This window comes from Pseudoxanthomonas mexicana (genome assembly GCF_001556105.1).
In the GTDB taxonomy this organism is placed as follows: domain Bacteria; phylum Pseudomonadota; class Gammaproteobacteria; order Xanthomonadales; family Xanthomonadaceae; genus Pseudoxanthomonas_A; species Pseudoxanthomonas_A mexicana_A.
This window is the reverse complement of record NZ_LSIF01000059.1, coordinates 70,539-92,311: the sequence shown is the minus strand read 5'-3', so window position 1 is coordinate 92,311 and position 21,773 is coordinate 70,539. Positions and strand designations below refer to the sequence as shown.

The window sequence follows — 21,773 nt, the reverse complement described above, 5'->3', positions numbered from 1 at the left end:
CAGCACACCGGATGTCGGGAAGCGGCGACGTATCGGAGTGTTGGTGAAGTCGATCGGGGAACGAGCAGGCGGGATCACGGGGTGGCTGTTGCTGCTCGTGGCCTTGTCGTGCCCGGCGCTGGCGACCCCGCAGCCGGGCCGTGACTACCTCGTCACTGGCGCGCCCACCTCCGAACAGGCCCCGCAGCGTCACTGTACGCCCGGGATGCAGGCCAAACTGACCGAACGGGTCGAGATTCCCGCGCCGCCCGGTGGATGGTCGGGTGCGCCGCAGGCGATCGACGTCTTCAACATCTTTGCCGGTGAGGTGCGCGTGCACCACGGCGACCGCGAGATCTGCGGGCGCATGCACGACGCGCGCACGCGCGATTCGCGCTTCCGTGCCGGCGTCGGCATGGTGGTGGTGCCACCGGCCGGCAACCACGAGCCCATCCAGGTGGCGTGGGAAACGCCGCTGAAGCCGGGCTGGATACCCACCGTGCGCATCGGCGCGCCGAGTCCCGTGCAGCAGTTCGACACCGCACGCCTGCTGGTGCGCACCGCCTGCATCGCCATCGCCATCGCGCTGGCCTTCATGGCCCTGATGGGCTTCCTGAGCACGCGCGACCGGGTCTTCTTCGGCTACGCGCTGCTGTGCGCGGTGAGCGTGCTGGGGCAGTCGGTGCTCAGCGGCCTGAGCGGTTACCCGGAGCCCTGGCTGCCCGCGGATGGGCAGGAGTCGCGCTGGCTGGTGGCATTTTCCTGCGTGGGATCGCCGATCCTGCTGTACGTGATGTGGCTGCTCGTCGGCGGCGCGCGCTTCTGGCCCAGGACGCAGCGCTGGCTGCCATGGTTCACGGCAGGCCTGTGTGCGCTCGCCCTGGCGACGGCATGGCTGCCGACGGCGGGCCTCTCCCGGCTGGCCATCGCGATGGACTTCGGCTTCGTGCTGGGCTGCATCGTGGTGTTCGCACTGGGCGTGGCGCTGCTGCGCCACCAGCGCGCCGATGCGACGGCCGCCATCGCATCGGTGCTGCCGTTCCTGACGATGGCGGCGATGGACCTGGCCGACAGTGGCCTGCTGATCGAGTACCGCGTGGAAGCGGTCCAGTTGTCGATCACCTGGTTCCTGACCGTCAGTGCCTATGTATTGAACCTGCGCCTTGGCCAGCTGCGTCGCCAGCGCGACGAGATGCGCGCGCTCGCCGACACCGACGAACTGACCGGCCTGCCGAACCGGCGCGCCGGCCTGAAGCGGCTGGAACAGCACATGCGCGACGCGCGCACCACGGCGGATTCGCTGGCGGTGGGCTTCCTCGACATCGATCTGTTCAAGCGCATCAATGACGTGCACGGGCACGAAGCCGGCGACCGCGTGCTGGTGGCGGTGGCGGCGACACTGACCGCGGCGGTACGCGATCCGGCGGACGTGATCCGCATGGGCGGCGAGGAATTCCTCGTGCTGCTGCCTGGCATCGGCGGCGCGACCGCCCGCGCGCGCCTGGAAGCGATGCGGACACAGGTCAGCGCCGCCGGCAGCCGCCTGGATATCGACGGTCTGGCGGTGACCGCCAGCATCGGCCTGGCGACGCTGATCGCGGACGACGCCGACGCGGCATCGTTGCTGCGCCGGGCCGACGAAGCCATGTACCGGGCCAAGCGTGCAGGACGCGACCGCGTGGTGGATGCCGAAGCCGCGCTGGACGTCGAGAACTGACGCACCGCGCCCGTCGCGGGCGACGACGGCTTGCCGATCCCGGATAATGGCGGCATGACCATCCGCCTCAACAAACACATCGCCGAGACCGGCTTCTGTTCCCGCCGCGAGGCCGACCGCTTGATCGCCGAGCGCCGCGTCACCGTCAACGGCATTGCCGCCGGCATGGGCGCGGTGGTGGGCGAGGGCGACGAGGTGCGCGTCGACGGCCAGCCGATCAAGGTGCGCGCCGCCAAACCGGGTAAGCGCAAGCATGTCTACATCGTGCTCAACAAGCCGGTTGGCATCACCTGCACCACGGAGTCGTCGGTGGACGGCAACATCGTCGACTTCATCGGCCACGAGCAGCGCATCTTCCCGATCGGCCGCCTCGACAAGGATTCGGAAGGCCTGATCCTGCTGACCAGCAACGGCGACATCGTCAACCAGATCCTGCGCGCGGAGAACCGCCACGAGAAGGAATACCTGGTGGCGGTGAACAAGCCGGTGACCGACGAGTTCCTGCGCGGCATGGCGCGCGGCGTGCGGGTGCACGGGAAGATGACGCTGCCGTGCCGCACCAGCCGGATCGCCAAGTTCGGTTTCCGCATCGCCCTGACCCAGGGCCTGAACCGCCAGATCCGCCTGATGGCGGCGGCGTTCGATTACCGCGTCACCCAGTTGCGGCGCGTGCGCATCGACAACGTGAAGCTGGGCGACCTGAAGGCCGGGCGCTGGCGCAACCTCACCGACCAGGAACTGCGCGGCCTGCTGCCGCAGCAGGAGGTCTGGTAGCGGTAGCGTGACCGCGGTCGCGTCAGTGGTGCTTACGTGCTTAGCGAACGCAGGCATACTGCCGCCGTCCTGATTCCTTACCGATCGCATGAGCCGACCGCCCAAGCCGGACAACGAAGCAGCGCGCCTGGCCGCGCTGCGCAGCTTCGACATCCTCGACAGCGAACCCGAGCACGCGTTCGACGACCTGGTCCGCATTGCCGCCGGCATCTGCGGCGTGCCGATGGCGGCGGTGACGCTGATCGACGGCGACCGCCAATGGTTCAAGGCGCAGGTGGGCATGGCGGATCCGGATCCGTCGCTCGATACCTCGTTCTGTGCGCACACCGTGCTGGATCCATCCGCCGCCACCGTGGTGCCCGACGCCACCCTCGACCAGCGCTTCGCGACCAATCCGCTGGTGGCCGCGGCCAACGGCATCCGCTTCTATGCCGGTGCGCCGCTGGTCACGCAGGAGGGCTTCGCGCTCGGCGCGCTCTGCGTGGTGGACGACCAGCCGCATGAACTGGCCCCGTTCCAGTTGCAGGCGCTGGATGCGCTGTCGCGGCAGATCGTGCAGTTGCTCGAACTGCGTCGCGTCAGCAGGCAACTGCGCCACCAGCTGCACGAGCGCACGTGGTACGAGCAGCAGATGCAGCGGTACCAGGACGAACTGGAACAGCAGAACGCCGATCTCTCGGAACAGACGAAGACCGATCCGCTGACCGGGCTGCCGAACCGCCGCGCGTTCACGGCGGCGCTGGATGGCGCCATGCAGAAGGCGGCGCAGAGCGGCGATCCGCTCGCCGTGGCGGTGCTCGACGTGGACCACTTCAAGACGGTCAACGATCTCCACGGCCACGACGAGGGCGACCGCGTGCTGGTGGCGCTGGGCGACATGCTGAAGGCGCAGGCGGCCGGCCGTGGCCTGGCGGCACGCCACGGCGGCGAGGAGTTCGTCATCCTGATGCCTGGTGCCACGCTGGAGGAAGCGCGCCTGCAGTGCGAATTCATGCGCCAGAGCGTCGGCCTGCTGCCGATCGGCCTGCCGGTGTCCGTCAGCATCGGCGTGGCCGCACGGCAGCGGGACGACAGCGCCGAGGCCATGTTCCGCCGCGCCGACCAGGCCCTGTACGAGGCCAAGCGCAGCGGCCGCGATCGGGTGGTGGCCGCCGCCTGATTTGATCCCGATCAATGCGCGCTGCGACCGGCGGACGCATCGTGTCCGTGTCGGCGGCGCATCGTGCGCTCGCCCTGCATGCGGAGCACGACGATGAAGATCCTGGTGGCAGTGGATGGAAGCGAGGTCGGCCTGGCCGCCGTGCGGCAGCTGGTCGACTTCAGTGCCGCGCTGGCGGAACCGCCGGACATCACCCTGTTCTATGCCGATCCGCCGCTGTTGCGCTCGGTCGCCCTTAACCTGGGCAAGGATGGCGTGGTGAGCTACCACGCGGAGAACGCCGCGTACGCGATGAAGAAGGCACGCACCGCGCTCAAGCGCGCGCGGCTGCCGTTCCAGGAGGCCTATCTGGTCGGCGAGCCCGCGGACAGCATCGTCAAGCAGGCGAAGGCATCGAAGTGCGACCTGGTGGTCGTCGGCACGCATGGCCGCGGTGCGCTGAAGCAGCTGTTCGTGGGTTCGGTCGCGCTGAAGGTCATCGCGCTGAGCCCGGTGCCGGTGCTGGTCGCGCGCTGACCGGCGTCCGTCGACGATGTTTCAGTCGACGACGTTCCTGGCCTCGGAGGTACCCAGCATCTCCGGGTGCTCGATGCGCTTCGGGCGCTGCACCAGCGGGTGCAGGAACACGGCGGCGAGGATGATGCCCACGCCGAGGTAGAACAGCGGCGTCAGCTCGCGCTGTTCGCCCAGCAGCACGATGGCTAGTACGATGGCGTAGACCGGTTCCAGGTTGGTCACCAGCTGCACGCCGTACGCGCTCAGGTGCTTCAGCGCCACCAGCGACAGCGCGAACGGCAGCAGCGTGCAGGCCAGCGACAGCACCACCAGCAGCGCGCCGTCCTTCAGGCCGGGCAACACGAACAGGTCACCGGCGAAGGCGGGGAACAGCATCGGCATCAGCGGCGCGAGCAGGGTCAGCAGCACCGTACCGGCGCCCAGTTCCAGCCCGGTGATCGTCAGCGGTTCGCCGTGGTCGATCAGGCGCTTGTTGAGCGGGCCGAACACCGCCACCAGCAACGCCGAGATGGCACCGACCAGCACGCCCAGCCGCATGCCGTCGGGGATGCCGCCGACCACCAGCGCCACGCCCGGCAATACCGCGACGCCGAACAGCAGTTCGCGCCAGGAGAACGGCCGGCGCGTCAGCCAAGGTTCTATCACCGAGGTGAAGGCAGGGGCGAGGGCGATGCAGGTGACCGCCACCGAGGCGTTGGACAGCTTGATCGCGCCGTAGAAGGTCAACCAGTGCAGCGCGACGATCGCGCCGATGCCGCAATAGGCCAGCACCAGCTTCGGCGACATCGCCCGCAGTCCGCGCCACACGCGCGGCAGGAAGGCGAGGGCGACCACCACGATCAGCATGCGCCACCACACCAGCGGCAGGGCGGACAGGCTGATCAGCTTGCCCAGGATCGGGGTGAAGCCCCACAGCAGCACGCACAGGTGGATCTGCAGCTGGGCCTTGGCGGTCGGGGTCATCGGCATGGGGCGCATTGTCGCTGAAGCACTGCTTGGCTGGCGATGGGGATGGTACGGGTCGGACATGCGCGGCCCTGCTGTGGGAGCGACGTAAGTCGCGAGCTTCTTGCCGGTTCGACGGGAAGGCCCATCGCTCGATGCCCTGCTCGATGTCGGATCCCGGCGTTCCATCGCGACTTACGTCGCTCCCACAGAGAGCCTAGAGGAACCGTGCGGCTGGACGCCTACTGCCGGTCATGCGATGGTCGCGCGCCACGGCCGCACCGACCCGCAGGACCCCCCGCATGAGCACCGGCGACGCACCGCCCCCACCGCAACGCCCGTTCGACCGTCGCGATGCGAAGACGCTGGGCCTGTCGGCGCTGGGTGGTGCGCTGGAGTTCTACGACTTCGTCGTCTTCGTGTTCTTCGCCAAGACCCTCGGTGTGCTGTTCTTCCCGCCCGGCACCGAACCGTGGCTGGCGCAACTGCAGGTGTACGGCATCTTCGCCGCGGGTTACGTGGCACGGCCGCTGGGCGGCATCGTGATGGCGCATTTCGGCGACCGGCTGGGGCGCAAGCGCATGTTCACCCTCAGCGTCTTCATGATGTCGGTGCCCACGCTGCTGATCGGCCTGCTGCCGACGCATGCGCAGGCCGGCGTGCTGGCGCCGCTGCTGTTGCTGGCGATGCGGCTGGTGCAGGGCATCGCGGTCGGCGGTGAAGTGCCGGGCGCGTGGGTATTCGTCGCCGAGCACGTGCCGCGCCGCCGCGTCGGCATCGCCTGCGCCACGCTGACCGCGGGACTGACGGCCGGCATCCTGATCGGCTCGCTGCTGGCGGCGTGGATCAATGCGAACTACACCCCGGACGAAGTGCAGGCCGGGATCTGGCGCGTGCCGTTCGTGCTGGGCGGCGTGTTCGGTTTCGTGGCCGTGTGGTTGCGTCGCTGGCTGGAGGAAACGCCGGTGTTCGTGGAGATGCGCGAACGCAAGCAGCTCGCGCGCCAGCTGCCGGTGAAGCAGGTGCTGGCCGCGCACCGGCCGGCCGTGCTGCTGTCGATGCTGGCGTCGTGGCAGCTGACGGCGGCCATCGTGGTGATCGTGCTGTTGACGCCGACGCTGGTGCAGACGAGTTTCGGCATCGATGCCGCCACCGCGTTCCGCGGCAACAGCGTGGCGACGCTGGCGCTGGTCGCCGGCTGCCTGGCGGCGGGCTGGGCAGTGGATCGCTTCGGCGTGGGACGCGCGCTGCTGGCGGGTTCGCTGGGGTTGGGCCTGTCCGCGTATGCGCTGTACGGCACTCTGGTGTCGGGTCACCACGATCAGTTCGTCGCGTGGTACGCGCTGGCCGGCTTCTGCTGCGGCGTGACCGGGGTGACGCCGGCGCTGATGGTGGCCGCGTTTCCGCCGGAAGTGCGCTTCACCGGCCTGTCGTTCTCGTACAACGTCGCCTACGCGGTGTTCGGCGGACTGACGCCGCCGATGATCGCGTGGCTGTCCACGTCATGGGGTGTGATGGCGCCCGCGCACTATGTCGCCTTCACCTGCCTGGTAGGCGTAGTCGTCGCGGTGTTCGTGCTGGTGAAGCGCCCGTTGCGGTACTGACCTCGGAGGTCAGCCGGCCAGGCGGCGGATCAGTTCCATCGCGGCGGCGGGATTGCGCTCCTTGGCGCTGCTGATGAAGTAGACGAACACGTCGCGACGCGGCAGCGCCGGTGCAGCTTCGCCCACGTGCGGCAACCCGGCGATGTCTTCGCCGCGCGACCAGGTGCGTGCGCGCTCGGCCCACAGGTCGAGTTCCTTCGACGGATAACCGGTGTCGATCGGCTGCGAGCGCATCAGTCGCGCGTAGACGAAGTCGGCGGTGAGGTCGGCGAACGACGGGTAGTCGGTGGAGTCGGTGAACACCATGGCAACCTGGTGGCGGCGCGCGAGGTCGATCAGGTCCGCGTCGACCGCGGCCGGGTCGCGCACTTCCAGCGCATGCCGCAACGGTCGTCCCTCGATGTCGCGCGGAAGCAGCGCGAGGAAAGCATCGAGTTCCCCGGCGTCGACGCGGCGGCCCGCCTCGAACTGCCAGACCAGCGGTCCCAGCCGCGCGCCGAGTTCGGCGATGCCACCGACGAAGTCCTCCACCTGCGCCTGCGTCGACGCCAGCGAGCGCGACTGCATGATCCGCTTGGGTGCCTTGGCCGAGAACACGAAACTATCCGGCACCTGGTCGCGCCAACTGGCGTAGGTCGCCGGCTTCTGTGCGCCGTAGTAGGTGCCGTTGATCTCGATGGCGGTGAGCTGGCGGCTGGCGAACTCCAGTTCGCGCCGTTGCACCAGGCCATCGGGATAGAAATTCTTGCGCCACGGCGCGAAGGTCCAGCCGCCGATGCCGACGCGGATACCGTGGGCCGCCGTCGGCGACGGAGCAGCGAAGAGATCGTCCATGCGTGGAGGATAGCGCGGGCCCCGTCGCTGCCGCGTTACCATCGGACCATCCCACGCTGGAGACCTCGCATGACCTGGACTACGCCCGACCTGTGCGACCAGTTCCCCGACGTGCAGGTGGCCGAGCCGGTATTCCGCGATTTCGGCGGACAGGCGCGCTTCGCCGGGCCGGCGGTGACGGTGAAGTGCCTCAACGACAACTCGCGCGTGCGCGAACTGGCGGCGACGCCGGGCGAGGGCCGGGTGATCGTCGTCGACGGAGGCGGATCGCTACGGCGCGCGCTGCTGGGCGACATGATCGCGGCGAACGCGGTGAAGCATGGCTGGGCCGGCTTCCTGATCTTCGGCTGCGTGCGCGACGTGGAGATCCTGGCGACGCTGCCGCTGGGCGTGCAGGCCTTGGCCGCGCATCCGATGAAAACGGACCGGCGCGACCTGGGCGAGGTCGATGTGCCGGTGTCGTTCGCCGGCGTGTCGGTTACGCCGGGCGACTGGATCTATGCCGACGCGAACGGCGTGCTGGTCAGCGGTATGCGTCTGCACGAGGCGTAACGAAGAAGGGCAGGCGCGAGGCCTGCCCTTCTTCGATCGATGGACGCCGGGAAGGCGCTGGACCCCCGCCTGCGCGGGGGTGTCACTTGATCGGTTCGTCCAGCATCAGCTGGCGCACGAAGCGCACCGGCGGTGCGCCGTAGGACAGCACCTGGTCGTGGTAGGCCTTCAGGTTGAACTGCGCGCCCTGCTTGGCTTCGGCGGCCTTGCGCAGGTCGAAGTGCTCCTGCACGCCGACGAAGTAGGTCGGCAGCTGCGCCGAGGTGAGCTGCGCGCGCGTCCACTTGCCCGCGGCTTCGCGTTCCTGCTGGAAGGTCTGGCGCACCATCAGGTCCATCGCCTGTTCGCGGGTCCAGCCGTCCACCTGCACGCCCTGGTCGAGGATCGCGTTGGCGATCGTGCGCAGGTAGAACTTCATCTGCACCAGGTGGAACAGCGGATCGTTGTCCAGGTAGCCGGCGTCGGACATCATCTTCTCGGTGTACACCGCCCAGCCTTCGGCGAACATGCTCGAGCGCAGCACGGCGCGCAGCGTCGACGGGAACTTGGCCGAGTGCCAGCCTTCCAGGTAGTGGCCCGGCGTGCCTTCGTGGATGCTCAGCAGGTGGATCATCCGGCTGTTGTACTCGCGCAGGAAGGAGTCGACCTGCGTCTGGTCCCAGTCTTCCGGAATCGGCGAGACGGCGTAGAAGGTCTTCAGGTGCTTGTCGAGCGGGCCGGGCGAATCGCAGTAGGCCACCGCGACGCCGCGCTGGAATTCCGGCATCTCGATGATTTCCACCGGCGCGTCGGGCAGGGTGACCAGGTCGTGCTTGCGCACGAACTCGGTGGCCTGCGCGAGTGCCGCTTCTGCGTCAGGCACGACCTTGTCGCGCGCGGGGCGCTCGGCGTACGCCAGTTCCAGTGCGGCCTCGATCGCCTTCTGCTGCTCGTCGGCGGTCGGCGTTTCCGGCAGCGCGGGTGCGCCCGGTTTGTCCTTCAGCACGGTCCGCGCGATGCCGTACATCTCCGCACGCACGCGCTTGAGTTCGCCTTCCGCACGCTGCTTGATGTCGGCGCGCGACAGCGACGACAGCAGCGCGAACTGCAGCTTCTGGTCGTACAGCGTCTGCCCGATGCGGAAGTCGCCCTTCGCGTTCGGCACCAGCGTCTTGTCCAGCCAGGCCTGGTGCTCGGCGACCGCCTTCTTCAGGCCGTCGATGGCGGCCTGCGCTTGCTGGCGGTCGGCCTCAGACAGGTCCTTGAGGTTCGGCGTGATGAACGTGTCGACGATGCTGAGGATGCCGGCGTTCTGCTTGGCGACCGTCTCGGCGTGCACCTTTGGCACGCGTGCGGGATCGAGGTTCTCGCGCGCCTGCGCCAGCAGCGCGGGGATCTTCTGCATGCGCGCGGTGGCGGACTTCAGGCGTTCCGGCAGCGGCGCGAACTCGCGCGCCATCAGCCCATAGATCGCGCCGCCGGCGACGTTGTTGTAGACCTGCGGATCCCACGCCCAGCTCTCCAGCGTTTCCGCCGTCCAGATGTCGTACTGCAACTGGTTGCGCAGGATGGCCGCGTCGACCTGGTTCTCGCGCGACAGCGCGGTGACATCCATCGCATCCAGTTCGCCGAGGGTCTTCTTGCTGAAGGCGAGGCCCTTCTGGCGACCATCGGTGCTGAGGTCGTCCAGTTCGCCGTCGTACTTGTGTTCGCCGATCTGGGTGGCGCTGACCGGCGACAGCTGCAGCCAGCCCTCGAGCGCGCGCTTGGACAGGTCGGCGAAAGCGGCGTCGGCCTTCGCGGTATCGGTAGTCGTGGCCGTCGCAGCGGTATCGGCGACGACGGTGGGAGCTTCGCTCTTCTGGCAGGCGGACAGCGAGGCCAGCAGGGCGGCGGCGAGCAGGGTCTTGCGCATGGGAAATCCTGTTGCGGTGCAAGGCGGGTCGGGACCGACAGCATAGGCCGAAGGTCATGCCCGGACCCGTGCCATTCGATATACGCTGGCGGCCCGTTCCCGGAGTCGCCGTCATGAAGCATGAAGGAAGCTGTCACTGCGGCCGCATCGCGTTCGAGGTCGCGGGCGACATCGGCGACGTGATCGATTGCAACTGCTCGTTGTGCCGCCGCCGTGGCGGCCTGCTGTGGTTCGCACCGCGCGAGGCGCTGGTGCTGAAGACGCCGGAAGGCGACCTGTCCACCTACACGTTCAACAGGCACCACATCCGCCACCACTTCTGCGCCGTGTGCGGCATCGCCCCGTTCGGCGAGGCGGCGCATCCCAAGACCGGCGTGCAGATGGCGGCGGTCAACGTGCGCTGCTTGCCTGATGTGGACCTGTCGACGCTGAAGGTGGCGCCCTTCGACGGTGCGAGCCTCTAACCGGTCGCGGCCTGCGTCGGCGATGTCGCGCGGCCGAGGAAGTCGTCCGGCATCGGGGGCAGCGGCGTGCGTTCGTCGCGCGCCTCTTCCTTCAGCCAGTCGATGAAGGCCTGTGCGGCGGCGCTGGGCGGTCGATGCGCAGGATGCACGGCGTAGTAGGCGAAGCGGGCTTTCAGCGCGGGGCCGGGCAGCCGCACCAGTTCGTAGCGTTGCAGGTAGGGTTGCGCGACGTGGCGACGCGCCAGTGCCGCCCCCACGCCGTAGACCGCAGCGCGCATCGCATCGGTGCTGTCGTTGAAGCTGTGCATCGGCGGTAGCCGCAGGCCACGCACGCCGGCGGCGAGGAACCAGTCGCGCCAGCCCTGCAGGGCCAGGTCGGTGACCAGCGGCAACTGCGCGATCTGGCGCGGCGCCTGCACGGCATCGAGGCCGGGCAAGGCAGGTGAGGCGACCGGGAACAGTTCGTCGTCCATCAGGTGATGCGACGTCAGTCCGGCCCACTGGCCGGGACCGTGGCGGATGCCGAGTTCGGGGCCGTCATCGTCGAAACGGGTCAGCGCGATGCCGGTGTCCACGTGCAGGCGCACATGCGGATGGCGCGCGCAGAAGCGCGGCAACCGCGGCAGCAGCCAGCAGTACGCCAGCGAGTGCAGCGTGGTGATGCGCAGGGTGGCGGTCTTGCCGGCCAGCCGCAGGTGCGAGGCGACGGCGTCGATGTCGCCGAGCGCCGCATTGGCTGCGTCGGCCAGCTGCCGGCCTTCGGCCGTGAGCTTCACGCCACGCGCATGGCGCTGGAACAGCACCACCCCGAGCAGGCCCTCCAGTTTGCGCACGTGGTGGCTGACCGCGCTGGCGGTGAGGTGCAGTTCGTCGGCTGCATGGGCGAAGTTCTGGTGGCGCGCGGCGGCGGCGAAAACCCCCAGTGCGGGCAGCAGGGCGGGGCGCAGGCTCATGGGGGCTCCAGGCACAAGCCAGATTTGTGGCTCGCCCGCATGCTACGCGCTTGTGGGCGCCCACGGGTTATCCAGAATAACCACAGGCACGAACGAGGGCTGCCGCGATGGCACAGGGAGACAGCGTGGCCGTGACCCCGCCGCAAGCGGTCGAGCGCGACTGGCGCACCCCGATGGAGCTGCTGGTGCTGGGCGCGATCTGGGGCAGCTCGTTCCTCTTCATGCGCATCGCCGCCAATCCGTTCGGTCCATTCGCACTCGTCGAAGTGCGCCTGGCCCTGGGTGCGCTGGTCCTGCTGCCGTTCCTGTGGCGTGAGCGTGCGCATTTCCGCGCGTCCATGTGGCCGAAGCTGGCGATCATCGGTGCGATCAATTCGGCGATTCCGTTCCTGCTGTTCGCCTGGGCCGCACAGCGTTCGCCGGCCGCGATCGGCGCGATCTGCAATGCGATGACGGTGCTGTTCGCCGCGATGGTCGGCTTCCTGTTCTTCGGCCAGAAGATTGGCCTGCGACGTTCGTTGGCGTTGCTGGTGGGTTTCATTGGCGTGGTGGTGCTGGCGACCAGCAAGGCCGGCGGCTTGAGCGTCGGCGGTGCCGTCATTGCGGGTTCGACCGCGGCGCTGCTCTATGGCGTCGGCGTGAACCTGGTGCGCAAGCATCTGGCCGGCATTCCGCCTGCGGCCGCTGCCGCCGCCACGTTGAGCTGCGCTGCCCTGCTGGTGCTGCCGTTCGCAGCGACGCACTGGCCCACGCATGCGATCGGCGCGGGGCCGTGGGCCGCCGCCATCACCATCGGCGTGCTCTGCACCGGCTACGCCTTCCTGCTGTACTACCGCCTGATCCACCGCATCGGACCCGCGCGCGCGGCGACGGTGACCTATCTGGTGCCGCTGTTCGGCGCCGGCTTCGCCTGGCTGTTCCTCAACGAACCGGTGACGCCGGCGATGCTCGCCGCCGGCGCACTGATCCTGGGCAGCGTGGCGGTGAGCCAGCGCGCTGCCTGAGTCGCCTTCAGGCGAACAAGCCCTGCGTCAGCGACAGCGGCGCATGCCGCTGCGCCACGCTTTCCACGGCGTTGCGCAGCATGGCGGGTGCGACGTAGGCGTGGTGCACGCCATTGATCGCGGCCATGTAAGCGCGCCCGAACGCGTTGCGGCAATGCACGCGCGTCCCCAGCGTCACCTCGACATCTGTTTCGGTCACGTGGACGCCGACACACGAACGGAAGGTCAGGTGGCGATCGTCGGCCCCCAGGATCACCTGCGCCCGCCTGCCGTCCGCATCGATCTTCTGCGCGATGACCGGATACCGTCCCAGGAACAGCGGACCCTCGGCTGTCGACAGCAGCGACGACACCGGGCAGCCGAGCGGCGAGGTGCGCAGCCGCAGCGGGCGGACCAGCACGTTGCGCAGCCGCATGAGCTGGGTCACACCGGCCGGGCGGTATTGCAGGAATCCCTCCAGCACATCGGCCAGCAGGTCCTGCGCGGTCGTGGTCGGCATGCCCTGCAGGCGCAGGCTGAAGGTGTCCTGGTGATGGAAGCCGGGCAGCTGCTCAAGCAGCAGTGAACCTAGCGGGGGCGAAGGCGATGACGCCACCGACGAGGCGCGGCCCTGGACGAAGCCGACCTCGCCGCACCAGCCGGCCAGGCACGTGCGCAGTTGGCAGCAACGCGCCTGCACCACGCTGCGGGCGCGTTGCTGCCAACTGCCCGGCGGTGCATGCAGGGCCAGGCGCACGGTGGGGATCCGCTGCAGGTGTCCCGGATGATCAGCCAACCATGTGCGCACGTCGTCGGGCAGCGTTTCGGTCAGGGTGGCGATGTTCGCGCCGCCCGCCAGCACCTGGTCGCGCACGGCACCCTGCGACAGGCCGCCGAGTTCGTCAGTGTGGCAGGACAGGGCGAACAGGACTGGATGCGTGCTGCCCGCCTGCAACGGGGCGAACTGATGCCAGGTGCCACTGCCGAAGCGCACGCTGAAAAGCCCATCCGCCGGTAGGTCGACGTGGTGGAGGGCGGCGGCGAAATGCGCCGGATCGCGCGCGAGTTGCTCGTCCGACGCGGTCGAAAAGCGCAGGCGCGCGCCGCCACTGCCGGTCACCGCCGTGAACGTGCGATGCCCTGCGTGGCGATGGAAGGGATGACCGTCGGGACCTACGGTGAAGGTGTACAGCGCGCTGCGTTCGCCGGCGTCGAAATCCGGCGCGGCGATGCGGACCGACGGTTCATCAAGCGCATCCACGAAGCCCGGGTGCTCGCGCTGCAGCGCGCCAGCGCCGGCATGGAGGCGATCGCCTGATCCCGGCCCCAGTTGCGCAAGCAGTACGACCTCGATGGGGAGGCCGCCGGAGTACGACTGGATGCGGGCGGTCGGAAAACCGGGGACGACATCGGCATGGCGAGGCATCGGATTCTCTCCTGCAGGCGCTCAGCGGGTCTTGGGTGTCATGGTCAGCGCGCGTGCCTTGGCTTCGCGCTTCAGCGGTCCTGCCGTCGGGCAGACCTCGAAGGCGAAGCCGGTCAGCGTGTTGACCAGGTTGTCGGGCGCCAGCCGGTAGAAGACGAACTGCCCGCGCTTGTCGCTGGTGACCAGGCCGGCCACCTCCAGCACCGACAGATGCCGCGAGATCGCGGGTGCGCTCATGTCGAAACGCGCGGCGATCTCGCCGGCGGTGAGTTCCTGCGCGGACAGGTAGGCGAGGATTTCGCGACGCGGGCGAGATGCGAGGGCGTCGAAGATGCGGTCGACCGTCATATACAGTTAGATAATTAACGTATTTGCTAAATATCTAAGTACAGGCCGTCCGTGTCAAGCGCCGCCGGTCGAGGTGGCGGGGGAGCTGATCCTTGGGAACCAGATGTTGAGCCAACGGGTTGCGTGAGCGCACCGGCTCTTGTGGGAGCGACATCAGTCGCGATGGGGCGATGCGATGCTGGCATCGCGATTGACGTCGCTCCCACAGGAAGGTCAGCGACTCAGCGCTTGGCTTCCCGCACCGGAAGCGGCACGTTGCACAGGTCGATGTGGCCGGCGGTGCGCACGTACCAGTCGTCGCGGCGGTTGCGGCGTGCTTCGGTGGCGGCGGCGAAGGTCTTCGAATCGGTGCGCAGCACCTGCAGCGGCACGCGCTCGTTCTCCGGCACGTCGCTGGCCAGGCGCACGGCGGTGATCGGCGTGCGCTGTTCGGCCTTCTCGTAGAAGCCCATCGGCTCCGGGCCACGCGGGATCGCGCTGAGCAGCTCCATACCCTTCACCACACGGCCGACCAGGGTGATGTTGCGGTCGAGCTGGCGCGGCGACTGACCGGTGACGACATACAGCTCGCTACCGTTGCTGCTGTCCGGCGGACCGCCGCGGCCGGCGCCGAGCGCGCCATAGCAGTGTGTCAGCCACGACTCGCCCGCCTTGGGATCGCGCGCGGCAGGAAAGCCGTCGACGAAACCCACCTGCGGCGCCCAGCCGTCGACGTCCGGAAGGCGAGAGAACTTGAGTCCCGCAGACGTGCGTGCGAATTCGGCCGGCAGCTTGGTCTTCGCCGTGCCCAGCGATTTGGCCTTGGCGGTATCTTCCGCGTCGGCATCACCGAACTGCACCACGAAGTTGTCGTGCGAGCGGTAGATGCCCAGCCCGTTCCAGAAGCCTTCGTGCGCCAGCGTGCGGATGTTCGCGACGTGTTCTGGTGCGAAGGCCGGTGCGAGTTCGATCACTACGCGGCCGCCGGGCACGTCCATGTACAGCGTGTTGGCGGGATCCAGCGTGCGCCAGTCCGCGTCGGGCGAGGCGTCGAGGATGTCCTTGGCCGTCAGCGGCTTCGGCGGTTCGGCCGCATGCAGCGTGGGCAGGGCAAGCAGGCAGGCGAGCAGCAACGGCAGACGGCGCATGGGCACTCCAGGGCACGGGATGCCCCGATTGTAGTGCGCCCGGCCCGCGTGCAGCGGACTCCGCAGGAAGCGGAGCCCGGAGGGGTCAGGTCTTGTAGTTCTTCGCGCGGTTGATGCCCAGCGCGATCAGCGTGCCCAGCGCACCCGACAGCAGGTAGGCGCCCAACCACGACAGTCCGAAGTTGGCGCACAGGCCCAACGCGACCAGCGGCGCGAAGCCCGCGCCGATCAGCCACGCCAGGTCGGAGGTCAGCGCCGCGCCGGTGTAGCGGTAGCGGCGGCCGAAGTTGGCGGTGACCGCGCCTGCGGCCTGGCCATACGAGAGGCCAAGCAGGGCGAAGCCGATCAGGATGAAGGCGCCCTGGCCGATCGGGCCGCCTTCCATCAGCGTCGGTGCGAAACCGCTGAACATCGCGATGCCCACCGCCAGTCCGCCCAGCGTGCGTGCGCGACCCACGCGGTCGGCGATCAGGCCGGAGACCACGATCGCGCCGGCGGCGATGAAGGCGCCGAGGATCTGCACCAGCAGGAAGCTGACGACGGACTGCTGCGAATACAGCAGGATCCACGACAGCGGGAAGATGGTGACGATGTGGAACAGCGCATAGCTGGCGAGCGCAGCGAACGCGCCGATCACCACGTGGCGGCCCTTGGCCCGGAACAGTTCGCGGATCGGCGTGGGCTCGAGTTCGAGTTCGCCCATCTTGTCCTGGTACTCGTCGGCCACCACGATGCGCAGGCGCGCGAACAGCGCCACCACGTTGATGGCGAACGCCACGAAGAACGGATAGCGCCAGCCCCAGGTCAGCAGGTCGGCTTCTTCCAGATTGGCGTAGAGGAACGCGAACACGCCGGCGGCGACGATGAAGCCGACCGGCGCGCCGAGCTGACCCAGCATGGCGTACCAGCCGCGACGTTCCTTCGGTGCATTGAGCGCGAGCAGCGACGGCAGGCCGTCCCACGAACCGCCGAGTGCGAGGCCCTGCAGCACGCGCAGGAACGCCAGCAGCGCGATCGAGACGACGCCCAGCGAACCATAGCCGGGCAGGAAGGCGATGCCGGCGGTGGCGGTGCCCAGCAGGAACAGCGACACGGTCAGTTTGAGGCCGCGGCCCCAGCGCGACTGGATCTTCATGAACAGCATGGTGCCGAACGGGCGCGCGACGAACGCCAGCGCGAACAACGCGAACGACCACAGCGTGCCTTCCAGCCGATCCACGAACGGGAAGAACACCGACGGGAAGATCAGTGCAGAGGCGATGCCGAAGACGAAGAAGTCGAAGTATTCGGATGCCCGCCCGATCACCACGCCGACGGCGATCTCGCCCGGCGCGACATCGGCATGCGCTTTGGTGCCGTGGTCATGGGTGGAACGGGTGGGGTTGATGGACGCCATGGGAACGGGCTGCCGGATCGGACCAGGGGAAAGGTATGCCCATAGGGTCGCAGACCGCACCCGCCGTCGCGATAGGACAAAACGTCCAATACTCCGCGCGGGGCCGGCCGACTACATTGATCCAGATCAATCCGTAGGCCCCCCACGCCCATGCCCCTCATGCGCAGAGCCCTGCAGGCCGCCGTGGCGATGTCCGCCGCCGCCGCGCTGTCGGGATGCAACCTGCAGGTCCTCAATCCCGCCGGCGACATCGCCGCCCGCCAGGGCAACCTGATCCTGGTGGCGACGGCGCTGATGCTGATCGTGATCATCCCGGTGATCGCGTTGACGTTCTGGTTCGCGTGGCGGTACCGCGCATCGAACACGCAGGCCACCTACAAGCCCGACTGGGACCATTCCACGCAGCTGGAACTGGTCATCTGGGGCGTGCCGCTGCTGATCATCATCGCGCTGGGCGCGGTGACGTGGATCGGCACGCACCTGCTGGATCCGTACCGTCCGCTGGGCCGCATCGCCGAAGGGCGCCCGGTACCTGAAGAGGTCAAGCCGCTGGAAGTGCAGGTGGTGGCGCTGGACTGGAAGTGGCTGTTCGTCTATCCGGAATACGGCGTCGCCTCGGTCAACCAGATGGCCGCGCCGGTCGACCGTCCGATCACCTTCCGCCTGACCTCGTCGTCCACGATGAACGCGTTCTACGTGCCGGCGCTGGCGGGCATGATCTACACGATGCCGGCGATGGAGACCAAGCTCCACGCGGTCATGAACAAGGCAGGCGACTACGAGGGCTTCTCGTCGCACTACAGTGGCGAGGGTTTCTCGCACATGCGCTTCCGGTTCCATGCGCTGTCCGATGACGGCTTCGACCGCTGGATCGAGGAAGCGCGCAGCGGTGGCAAGGCGCTGACCCGCGACGAGTACCTGCAGCTCGAAGTCCCCAGTTCGCGCGTGCCGCCGCGTCTGTACGCGTCCGTCGACACGGGGCTGTTCGATGCAGTGGTGAATCGCTGCGTCGACACCGATCGCCTGTGCATGGACCAGATGATGGCCTACGACGCGATGGGCGGGCGCGGACTTGACAGCACCGATGCCCTGCAGCGGCCACGTCGCGGCAACCTCGCCAGCGGCCGCTTCGTCCGCGCCGATCTTTGCACGCTCGAGACCGCGCAGGCCGCGGCCCGTATCTCGCCCATTCCCACCGCGGGCGGTTTGAAGGCGCCCTGACGCGCCTCGCCGCCTCACCCCTGGATTCACCGGATTCGCCCGATGGCTTTTGATACCAGCACCGTCACGCATTCCCCGATCACCGGTCGCCTGGCCTGGGATGCGATTCCCATGCTGTACGACCCGATTGTCGCCGCGACGTTCATCGGCACCTGCATCGGTGGCGCTGCGCTGCTTGCGGTGATCACCAAGTACAAGTTGTGGGGCTGGCTGTGGCGTGAGTGGTTCACCAGCATCGACCACAAGAAGATCGGCATCATGTACATGGTGCTCGGCCTGGTGATGCTGCTGCGCGGTTTCGCCGACGCGATCATGATGCGCCTGCACCAGGCGATGGCCTTCGGCGACAACACGGGCTTCCTGCCGCCGAACCACTACGACCAGATATTCACCGCGCACGGCGTGATCATGATCTTCTTCGTGGCCATGCCGCTGGTCACCGGCCTGATGAACTACCTGGTGCCGCTGCAGATCGGCGCGCGCGACGTGGCGTTCCCGTTCCTCAACAACTTCAGTTTCTGGATGACCACCGCCGGCGCGGTGCTGGTCATGCTGTCGCTGTTCCTGGGCGAGTTTTCGACGTCGGGGTGGCTGGCCCTGTCCAACCTGGGCAACCAGGATGCCGGGGTGGGGTTGGACTACTACATCTGGGCGTTGCAGATCGCCGGCGTCGGCACGTTGTTATCAGGCGTCAACCTGCTGGTGACCATCCTGAAGATGCGCGCGCCCGGCATGGGCATGATGAAGATGCCGGTGTTCACGTGGACGGCGCTGTGCACCAACGTGCTGATCGTGGTCTCGTTCCCGGTGCTGACCGCCGTGCTGGTGCTGATGACGCTGGACCGCTACGTCGGTACCAATTTCTTCACCACCGACCTTGGCGGCAACGCCATGCTGTACGTCAACCTGATCTGGATCTGGGGCCACCCGGAGGTCTACATCCTGATCCTGCCGCTGTTCGGCGTGTTCTCCGAGATCGTGTCCACCTATTCGGGCAAGCGCCTGTTCGGTTACTCGTCGATGGTCTACGCCACGGTCTGCATCACCGTGCTGTCGTACCTGGTGTGGCTGCACCACTTCTTCACCATGGGCTCGGGTGCCAGCGTCAACTCGTTCTTCGGCATCACCACGATGATCATCTCGATCCCGACCGGCGCGAAGATCTTCAACTGGCTGTTCACCATGTACCGCGGCCGAATCCGCTTCGAAGTGCCGATGCTGTGGACGATGGGCTTCATGGTCACCTTCGTCGTGGGCGGCATGACCGGCGTGCTGCTGGCGGTGCCGCCTGCGGATTTCGTGCTGCACAACAGCCTGTTCCTGGTGGCGCACTTCCACAACGTCATCATCGGCGGCGTGGTGTTCGGCCTGTTCGCGGCGATGACGCACTGGTTCCCGAAAGCCTTCGGCTTCAGGCTCGACGACTTCTGGGGCAAGGTCGCGTTCTGGTTCTGGCTGGCCGGCTACTGGTTCGCGTTCACGCCGCTGTACGTGCTGGGCCTGATGGGCGTGACGCGCCGCATGAGCCATTTCGACGATCCGTCGCTGCAGATCTGGTTCCAGATCGCCGCGTTCGGCGCGGTGCTGGTGGCCATCGGCATCGCCGCGTTCCTGTTCTGCATCTACATCAGCTTCCGTCGCCGTGAGCAGTTGCGCGACCACACCGGCGACCCGTGGGATGGCCGGACCCTGGAGTGGTCCACCTCATCGCCACCGCCGGACTACAACTTCGCCTTCACCCCGGTCGTGCACGACACCGATGCCTGGACGGACATGAAGCAGCGCGGCTTCGAACGACCGCAGGATGGCTTCAAGGCGATCCACATGCCGCGCAACACCGGTGCCGGCGTCATCCTGTCCGTGCTGAGCACGCTGTGCGGGTTCGCGTTGATCTGGCATGTCTGGTGGTTGGCGGGCGTGTCGCTGCTGGCGACGATCGTCTATGCGATCTGGCACAGCTTCGACCGCGATCGCGACTATTACATCCCCGTCGACGAGGTCGAGGAGACCGAACTCGCGCGTACCCGACAGCTGGAGCGCGTCCATGTCTGAGTCTATCGCCCTGACCCGTCCCGACGGTTCGCCGGTGTTCCTGGACACCGAAGGCAAGCATCATCCCGAGAACGGCACGCTGCTGGGGTTCTGGATCTACCTGCTCAGCGACCTGATGATCTTCGGCAGTCTGTTCGCCACGTTCGGCGTTTTCTCGGGCAGCTACGCCGCGGGGCCGTCCGGCCGCGACCTGTTCTTCCCCAACCTCCACCTGATCGCGATCAACACCGCGATCCTGCTGGTCTCCTCGATCACCTACGGCTTCGCCATGCTGGCGATGTTCAAGCGCAACGTGCGCGCGACCATCGGCTGGCTGCTGGTGACCGGCCTACTGGGCCTGGCCTTCCTGTCGATCGAGGTGTACGAGTTCTACCACCTGATCCACCTCGGGGCGGGTCCACAGCGCAGCGCGTTCCTGTCGGCGTTCTTCACGCTGGTCGGCACGCATGGCCTGCACGTGCTGTTCGGCGTCGTCTGGCTGGTCGTGCTGTGCTTCCAGGTGCGCAAGTGGGGGCTCAACCGGACCACCACGCGCCGCATCGCCTGCCTGTCGATGTTCTGGCACTTCCTGGACGTCGTCTGGATCGGCGTCTTCACCTTCGTCTACCTGATGGGCGTGCAGTGATGAGCAATCCTTCTTCCCATGACGACGACTTCCTCGAGGACGGTATCCCGCACGTCAACGTGAAGGAGTACGTGACGGGCTTCGTGCTGTCGGTGATCCTCACCGCGATTCCGTTCTGGCTGGTGATGGGCAAGGTGCTGCCCACGCCCACGATCACCACGCTGGTGATCCTGGCGTTCGCCATGGTCCAGGTGGTCGTGCACATGGTCTACTTCCTGCACATGAATCCGAAGTCGGAAGGCGGCTGGAACCTGTTCGCGCTGATCTTCACCACGGTCCTGCTGGTGATCGTGCTGATCGGTACGCTGTGGGTCATGCACAACATGAACACCAACATGATGCCCGGCACGCACGACATGCGTCAGATGCAGGAAGCGGCCCAGAGCCTGCCGTGACCGATCCGGCCGCCGCGTTTCCGGCCGCGTCGCGCGTGCCGCGCAGGCGGTGGCTGGTCGCGTTCGGCGGGCTGCTGGTCATCGCCTGCGCGGGTTTCATCGCGCTGGGCGTCTGGCAGCTGCAGCGGATGGCGTGGAAGCACGACCTGATCGCCCGTGTCGATGCGCGCATCCATGCGGTCGCCATGCCCTCGCCATCGCGCACGCGATGGCCCTCGATCGCCGATGCGACCGACAGCTATCGGCGTGTATCGGTTACCGGGCGCTTCGTGCCTGGAGCCGGAACGCGCACGCAGGCGGTCACCGAACTCGGTGGCGGCTTCTGGGTGCTGCAGCCTTTGCAGGCCGATGACGGCGACTACGTACTGGTGAACCGTGGCTTCGTGCCGATCAGTGGCACGGCATCGCCTGCGCCGGAGGGCCGGGTGGCGGTGGAAGGGCTGCTGCGCATCAGTGAGCCGGAGGGCGGTTTCCTGCGCCGCAACGCGCCGGAACAGGACCGCTGGTATTCGCGCGATGTCGCCGCCATCGCACGAAAGCAGGGACTGACTGCGGGACAGGTCGCGCCGTTCTTCATCGATGCCGACCGCGATCCGGCGTCGCGCGATTGGCCGCGCGGTGGCATGACCGTGGTGAAGTTCCGCGATTCGCATCTGTCCTATGCGCTCACGTGGTTCGGCATGGCGTTGCTGACGCTGGTAGCTGGCGGGTATCTGGTCGCGTCGGAACGCCGATTGCGCCATGATCGGTGGCGGAACGACTCGCGCCCCGATCATGCACGCACCCACGAGCCAGGATGAGGCCGGCAC

21 protein-coding genes are annotated in these 21,773 nt (G+C 67.7%); 13 read left to right on the top strand and 8 right to left on the bottom strand.

What is annotated here, in order from left to right; all coding sequences use genetic code 11:
* Window positions 1-43 precede the first annotated feature (43 nt).
* The 4 genes from AX730_RS10355 to AX730_RS10340 all read left to right on the top strand — a co-directional run bounded on the left by AX730_RS10355 (window position 44) and on the right by AX730_RS10340 (window position 4,145).
* Entirely contained in the window at window positions 44-1,696 is a 1,653-nt protein-coding gene (locus AX730_RS10355) for a GGDEF domain-containing protein (RefSeq protein WP_232310228.1), read from the top strand.
* 54 nt (window positions 1,697-1,750) lie between these two features.
* Window positions 1,751-2,470 (top strand): pseudouridine synthase, encoded by a 720-nt coding sequence (locus AX730_RS10350; RefSeq protein ID WP_062355812.1) that lies wholly within the window; start codon window positions 1,751-1,753, stop codon window positions 2,468-2,470.
* Between the two features lie 88 nt (window positions 2,471-2,558).
* Window positions 2,559-3,629, top strand: a complete 1,071-nt coding sequence (locus tag AX730_RS10345; protein WP_062355809.1) for a GGDEF domain-containing protein — start codon at window positions 2,559-2,561, stop codon at window positions 3,627-3,629.
* Between the two features lie 93 nt (window positions 3,630-3,722).
* The gene (locus AX730_RS10340; RefSeq protein WP_062355804.1) at window positions 3,723-4,145 is read left to right on the top strand and encodes a universal stress protein; all 423 of its coding nucleotides are present in this window, start codon (window positions 3,723-3,725) and stop codon (window positions 4,143-4,145) included.
* 21 nt (window positions 4,146-4,166) lie between these two features.
* Here the strand turns inward: AX730_RS10340 and AX730_RS10335 are convergent, their stop codons facing one another.
* Window positions 4,167-5,114: a DMT family transporter gene (locus tag AX730_RS10335; protein WP_062355801.1), complete on the bottom strand. Its 948-nt coding sequence runs from the start codon at window positions 5,112-5,114 to the stop codon at window positions 4,167-4,169.
* Between the two features lie 278 nt (window positions 5,115-5,392).
* Here AX730_RS10335 and AX730_RS10330 point away from each other — a divergent pair, with 278 nt between their 5' ends.
* Window positions 5,393-6,694 carry an MFS transporter gene (locus tag AX730_RS10330; protein ID WP_062355798.1) on the top strand — a complete coding sequence of 434 codons (1,302 nt, stop codon included), beginning with the start codon at window positions 5,393-5,395 and terminating at the stop codon, window positions 6,692-6,694.
* 9 nt (window positions 6,695-6,703) lie between these two features.
* Here AX730_RS10330 and AX730_RS10325 read toward each other — a convergent pair whose 3' ends face one another.
* A complete protein-coding gene (locus tag AX730_RS10325; RefSeq protein ID WP_062355795.1) occupies window positions 6,704-7,528 on the bottom strand; it encodes a DUF72 domain-containing protein in 825 nt (274 codons plus the stop codon).
* Window positions 7,529-7,597: 69 nt separating this feature from the next.
* Here AX730_RS10325 and rraA point away from each other — a divergent pair, with 69 nt between their 5' ends.
* Complete coding sequence (gene rraA, locus AX730_RS10320) at window positions 7,598-8,080, top strand: ribonuclease E activity regulator RraA (protein ID WP_062355792.1); 483 nt, start codon at window positions 7,598-7,600, stop codon at window positions 8,078-8,080.
* An 82-nt stretch (window positions 8,081-8,162) separates the two neighbouring features.
* On the opposite strand, the gene AX730_RS10315 is transcribed toward rraA, so the two are convergent.
* Window positions 8,163-9,974, bottom strand: coding sequence for a DUF885 domain-containing protein (locus AX730_RS10315; protein WP_062355778.1), 1,812 nt, complete (start codon window positions 9,972-9,974; stop codon window positions 8,163-8,165).
* A 113-nt stretch (window positions 9,975-10,087) separates the two neighbouring features.
* Here AX730_RS10315 and AX730_RS10310 point away from each other — a divergent pair, with 113 nt between their 5' ends.
* Entirely contained in the window at window positions 10,088-10,438 is a 351-nt protein-coding gene (locus AX730_RS10310) for a GFA family protein (protein WP_062355775.1), read from the top strand.
* Here AX730_RS10310 and AX730_RS10305 read toward each other — a convergent pair.
* Window positions 10,435-11,391 (bottom strand): LysR substrate-binding domain-containing protein, encoded by a 957-nt coding sequence (locus AX730_RS10305; protein WP_062355772.1) that lies wholly within the window; start codon window positions 11,389-11,391, stop codon window positions 10,435-10,437. The two genes, AX730_RS10310 and AX730_RS10305, sit on opposite strands and share 4 nt — an antisense overlap.
* Window positions 11,392-11,498: 107 nt before the next feature.
* Here AX730_RS10305 and AX730_RS10300 point away from each other — a divergent pair, with 107 nt between their 5' ends.
* Entirely contained in the window at window positions 11,499-12,395 is an 897-nt protein-coding gene (locus AX730_RS10300; RefSeq protein WP_062355769.1) for a DMT family transporter, read from the top strand.
* Between the two features lie 7 nt (window positions 12,396-12,402).
* On the opposite strand, the gene AX730_RS10295 is transcribed toward AX730_RS10300, so the two are convergent.
* From AX730_RS10295 to AX730_RS10280, 4 genes are all read right to left on the bottom strand, one after another.
* Window positions 12,403-13,800, bottom strand: coding sequence for a DUF2867 domain-containing protein (locus AX730_RS10295; RefSeq protein WP_062355766.1), 1,398 nt, complete (start codon window positions 13,798-13,800; stop codon window positions 12,403-12,405).
* Between the two features lie 21 nt (window positions 13,801-13,821).
* Complete coding sequence (locus tag AX730_RS10290) at window positions 13,822-14,148, bottom strand: metalloregulator ArsR/SmtB family transcription factor (RefSeq protein WP_062355763.1); 327 nt, start codon at window positions 14,146-14,148, stop codon at window positions 13,822-13,824.
* Between the two features lie 221 nt (window positions 14,149-14,369).
* The gene (locus AX730_RS10285; protein WP_062355760.1) at window positions 14,370-15,275 is read right to left on the bottom strand and encodes a peptidylprolyl isomerase; all 906 of its coding nucleotides are present in this window, start codon (window positions 15,273-15,275) and stop codon (window positions 14,370-14,372) included.
* An 85-nt stretch (window positions 15,276-15,360) separates the two neighbouring features.
* On the bottom strand, window positions 15,361-16,671 hold the full coding sequence (locus AX730_RS10280; RefSeq protein ID WP_062355757.1) for an MFS transporter: 1,311 nt from the start codon (window positions 16,669-16,671) through the stop codon (window positions 15,361-15,363).
* Window positions 16,672-16,830: 159 nt separating this feature from the next.
* On the opposite strand from AX730_RS10280, the gene cyoA reads away from it, so the two are divergent.
* The 5 genes from cyoA to AX730_RS10255 are packed head-to-tail and all read left to right on the top strand — an operon-like array spanning window position 16,831 to window position 21,764.
* On the top strand, window positions 16,831-17,892 hold the full coding sequence (gene cyoA / locus AX730_RS10275) for a ubiquinol oxidase subunit II (RefSeq protein WP_157074196.1): 1,062 nt from the start codon (window positions 16,831-16,833) through the stop codon (window positions 17,890-17,892).
* A 42-nt stretch (window positions 17,893-17,934) separates the two neighbouring features.
* A complete protein-coding gene (cyoB, locus tag AX730_RS10270; protein WP_062355751.1) occupies window positions 17,935-19,944 on the top strand; it encodes a cytochrome o ubiquinol oxidase subunit I in 2,010 nt (669 codons plus the stop codon).
* Window positions 19,937-20,569: a cytochrome o ubiquinol oxidase subunit III gene (gene cyoC / locus AX730_RS10265; RefSeq protein WP_062355748.1), complete on the top strand. Its 633-nt coding sequence runs from the start codon at window positions 19,937-19,939 to the stop codon at window positions 20,567-20,569. The genes cyoB and cyoC overlap by 8 nt, the downstream gene beginning before the upstream one ends.
* The gene (gene cyoD, locus AX730_RS10260; protein ID WP_062355745.1) at window positions 20,569-20,964 is read left to right on the top strand and encodes a cytochrome o ubiquinol oxidase subunit IV; all 396 of its coding nucleotides are present in this window, start codon (window positions 20,569-20,571) and stop codon (window positions 20,962-20,964) included. The genes cyoC and cyoD overlap by 1 nt, the downstream gene beginning before the upstream one ends.
* Window positions 20,961-21,764, top strand: a complete 804-nt coding sequence (locus AX730_RS10255; protein WP_083537844.1) for an SURF1 family protein — start codon at window positions 20,961-20,963, stop codon at window positions 21,762-21,764. The genes cyoD and AX730_RS10255 overlap by 4 nt, the downstream gene beginning before the upstream one ends.
* The last annotated feature ends 9 nt before the right edge of the window (window positions 21,765-21,773 follow it).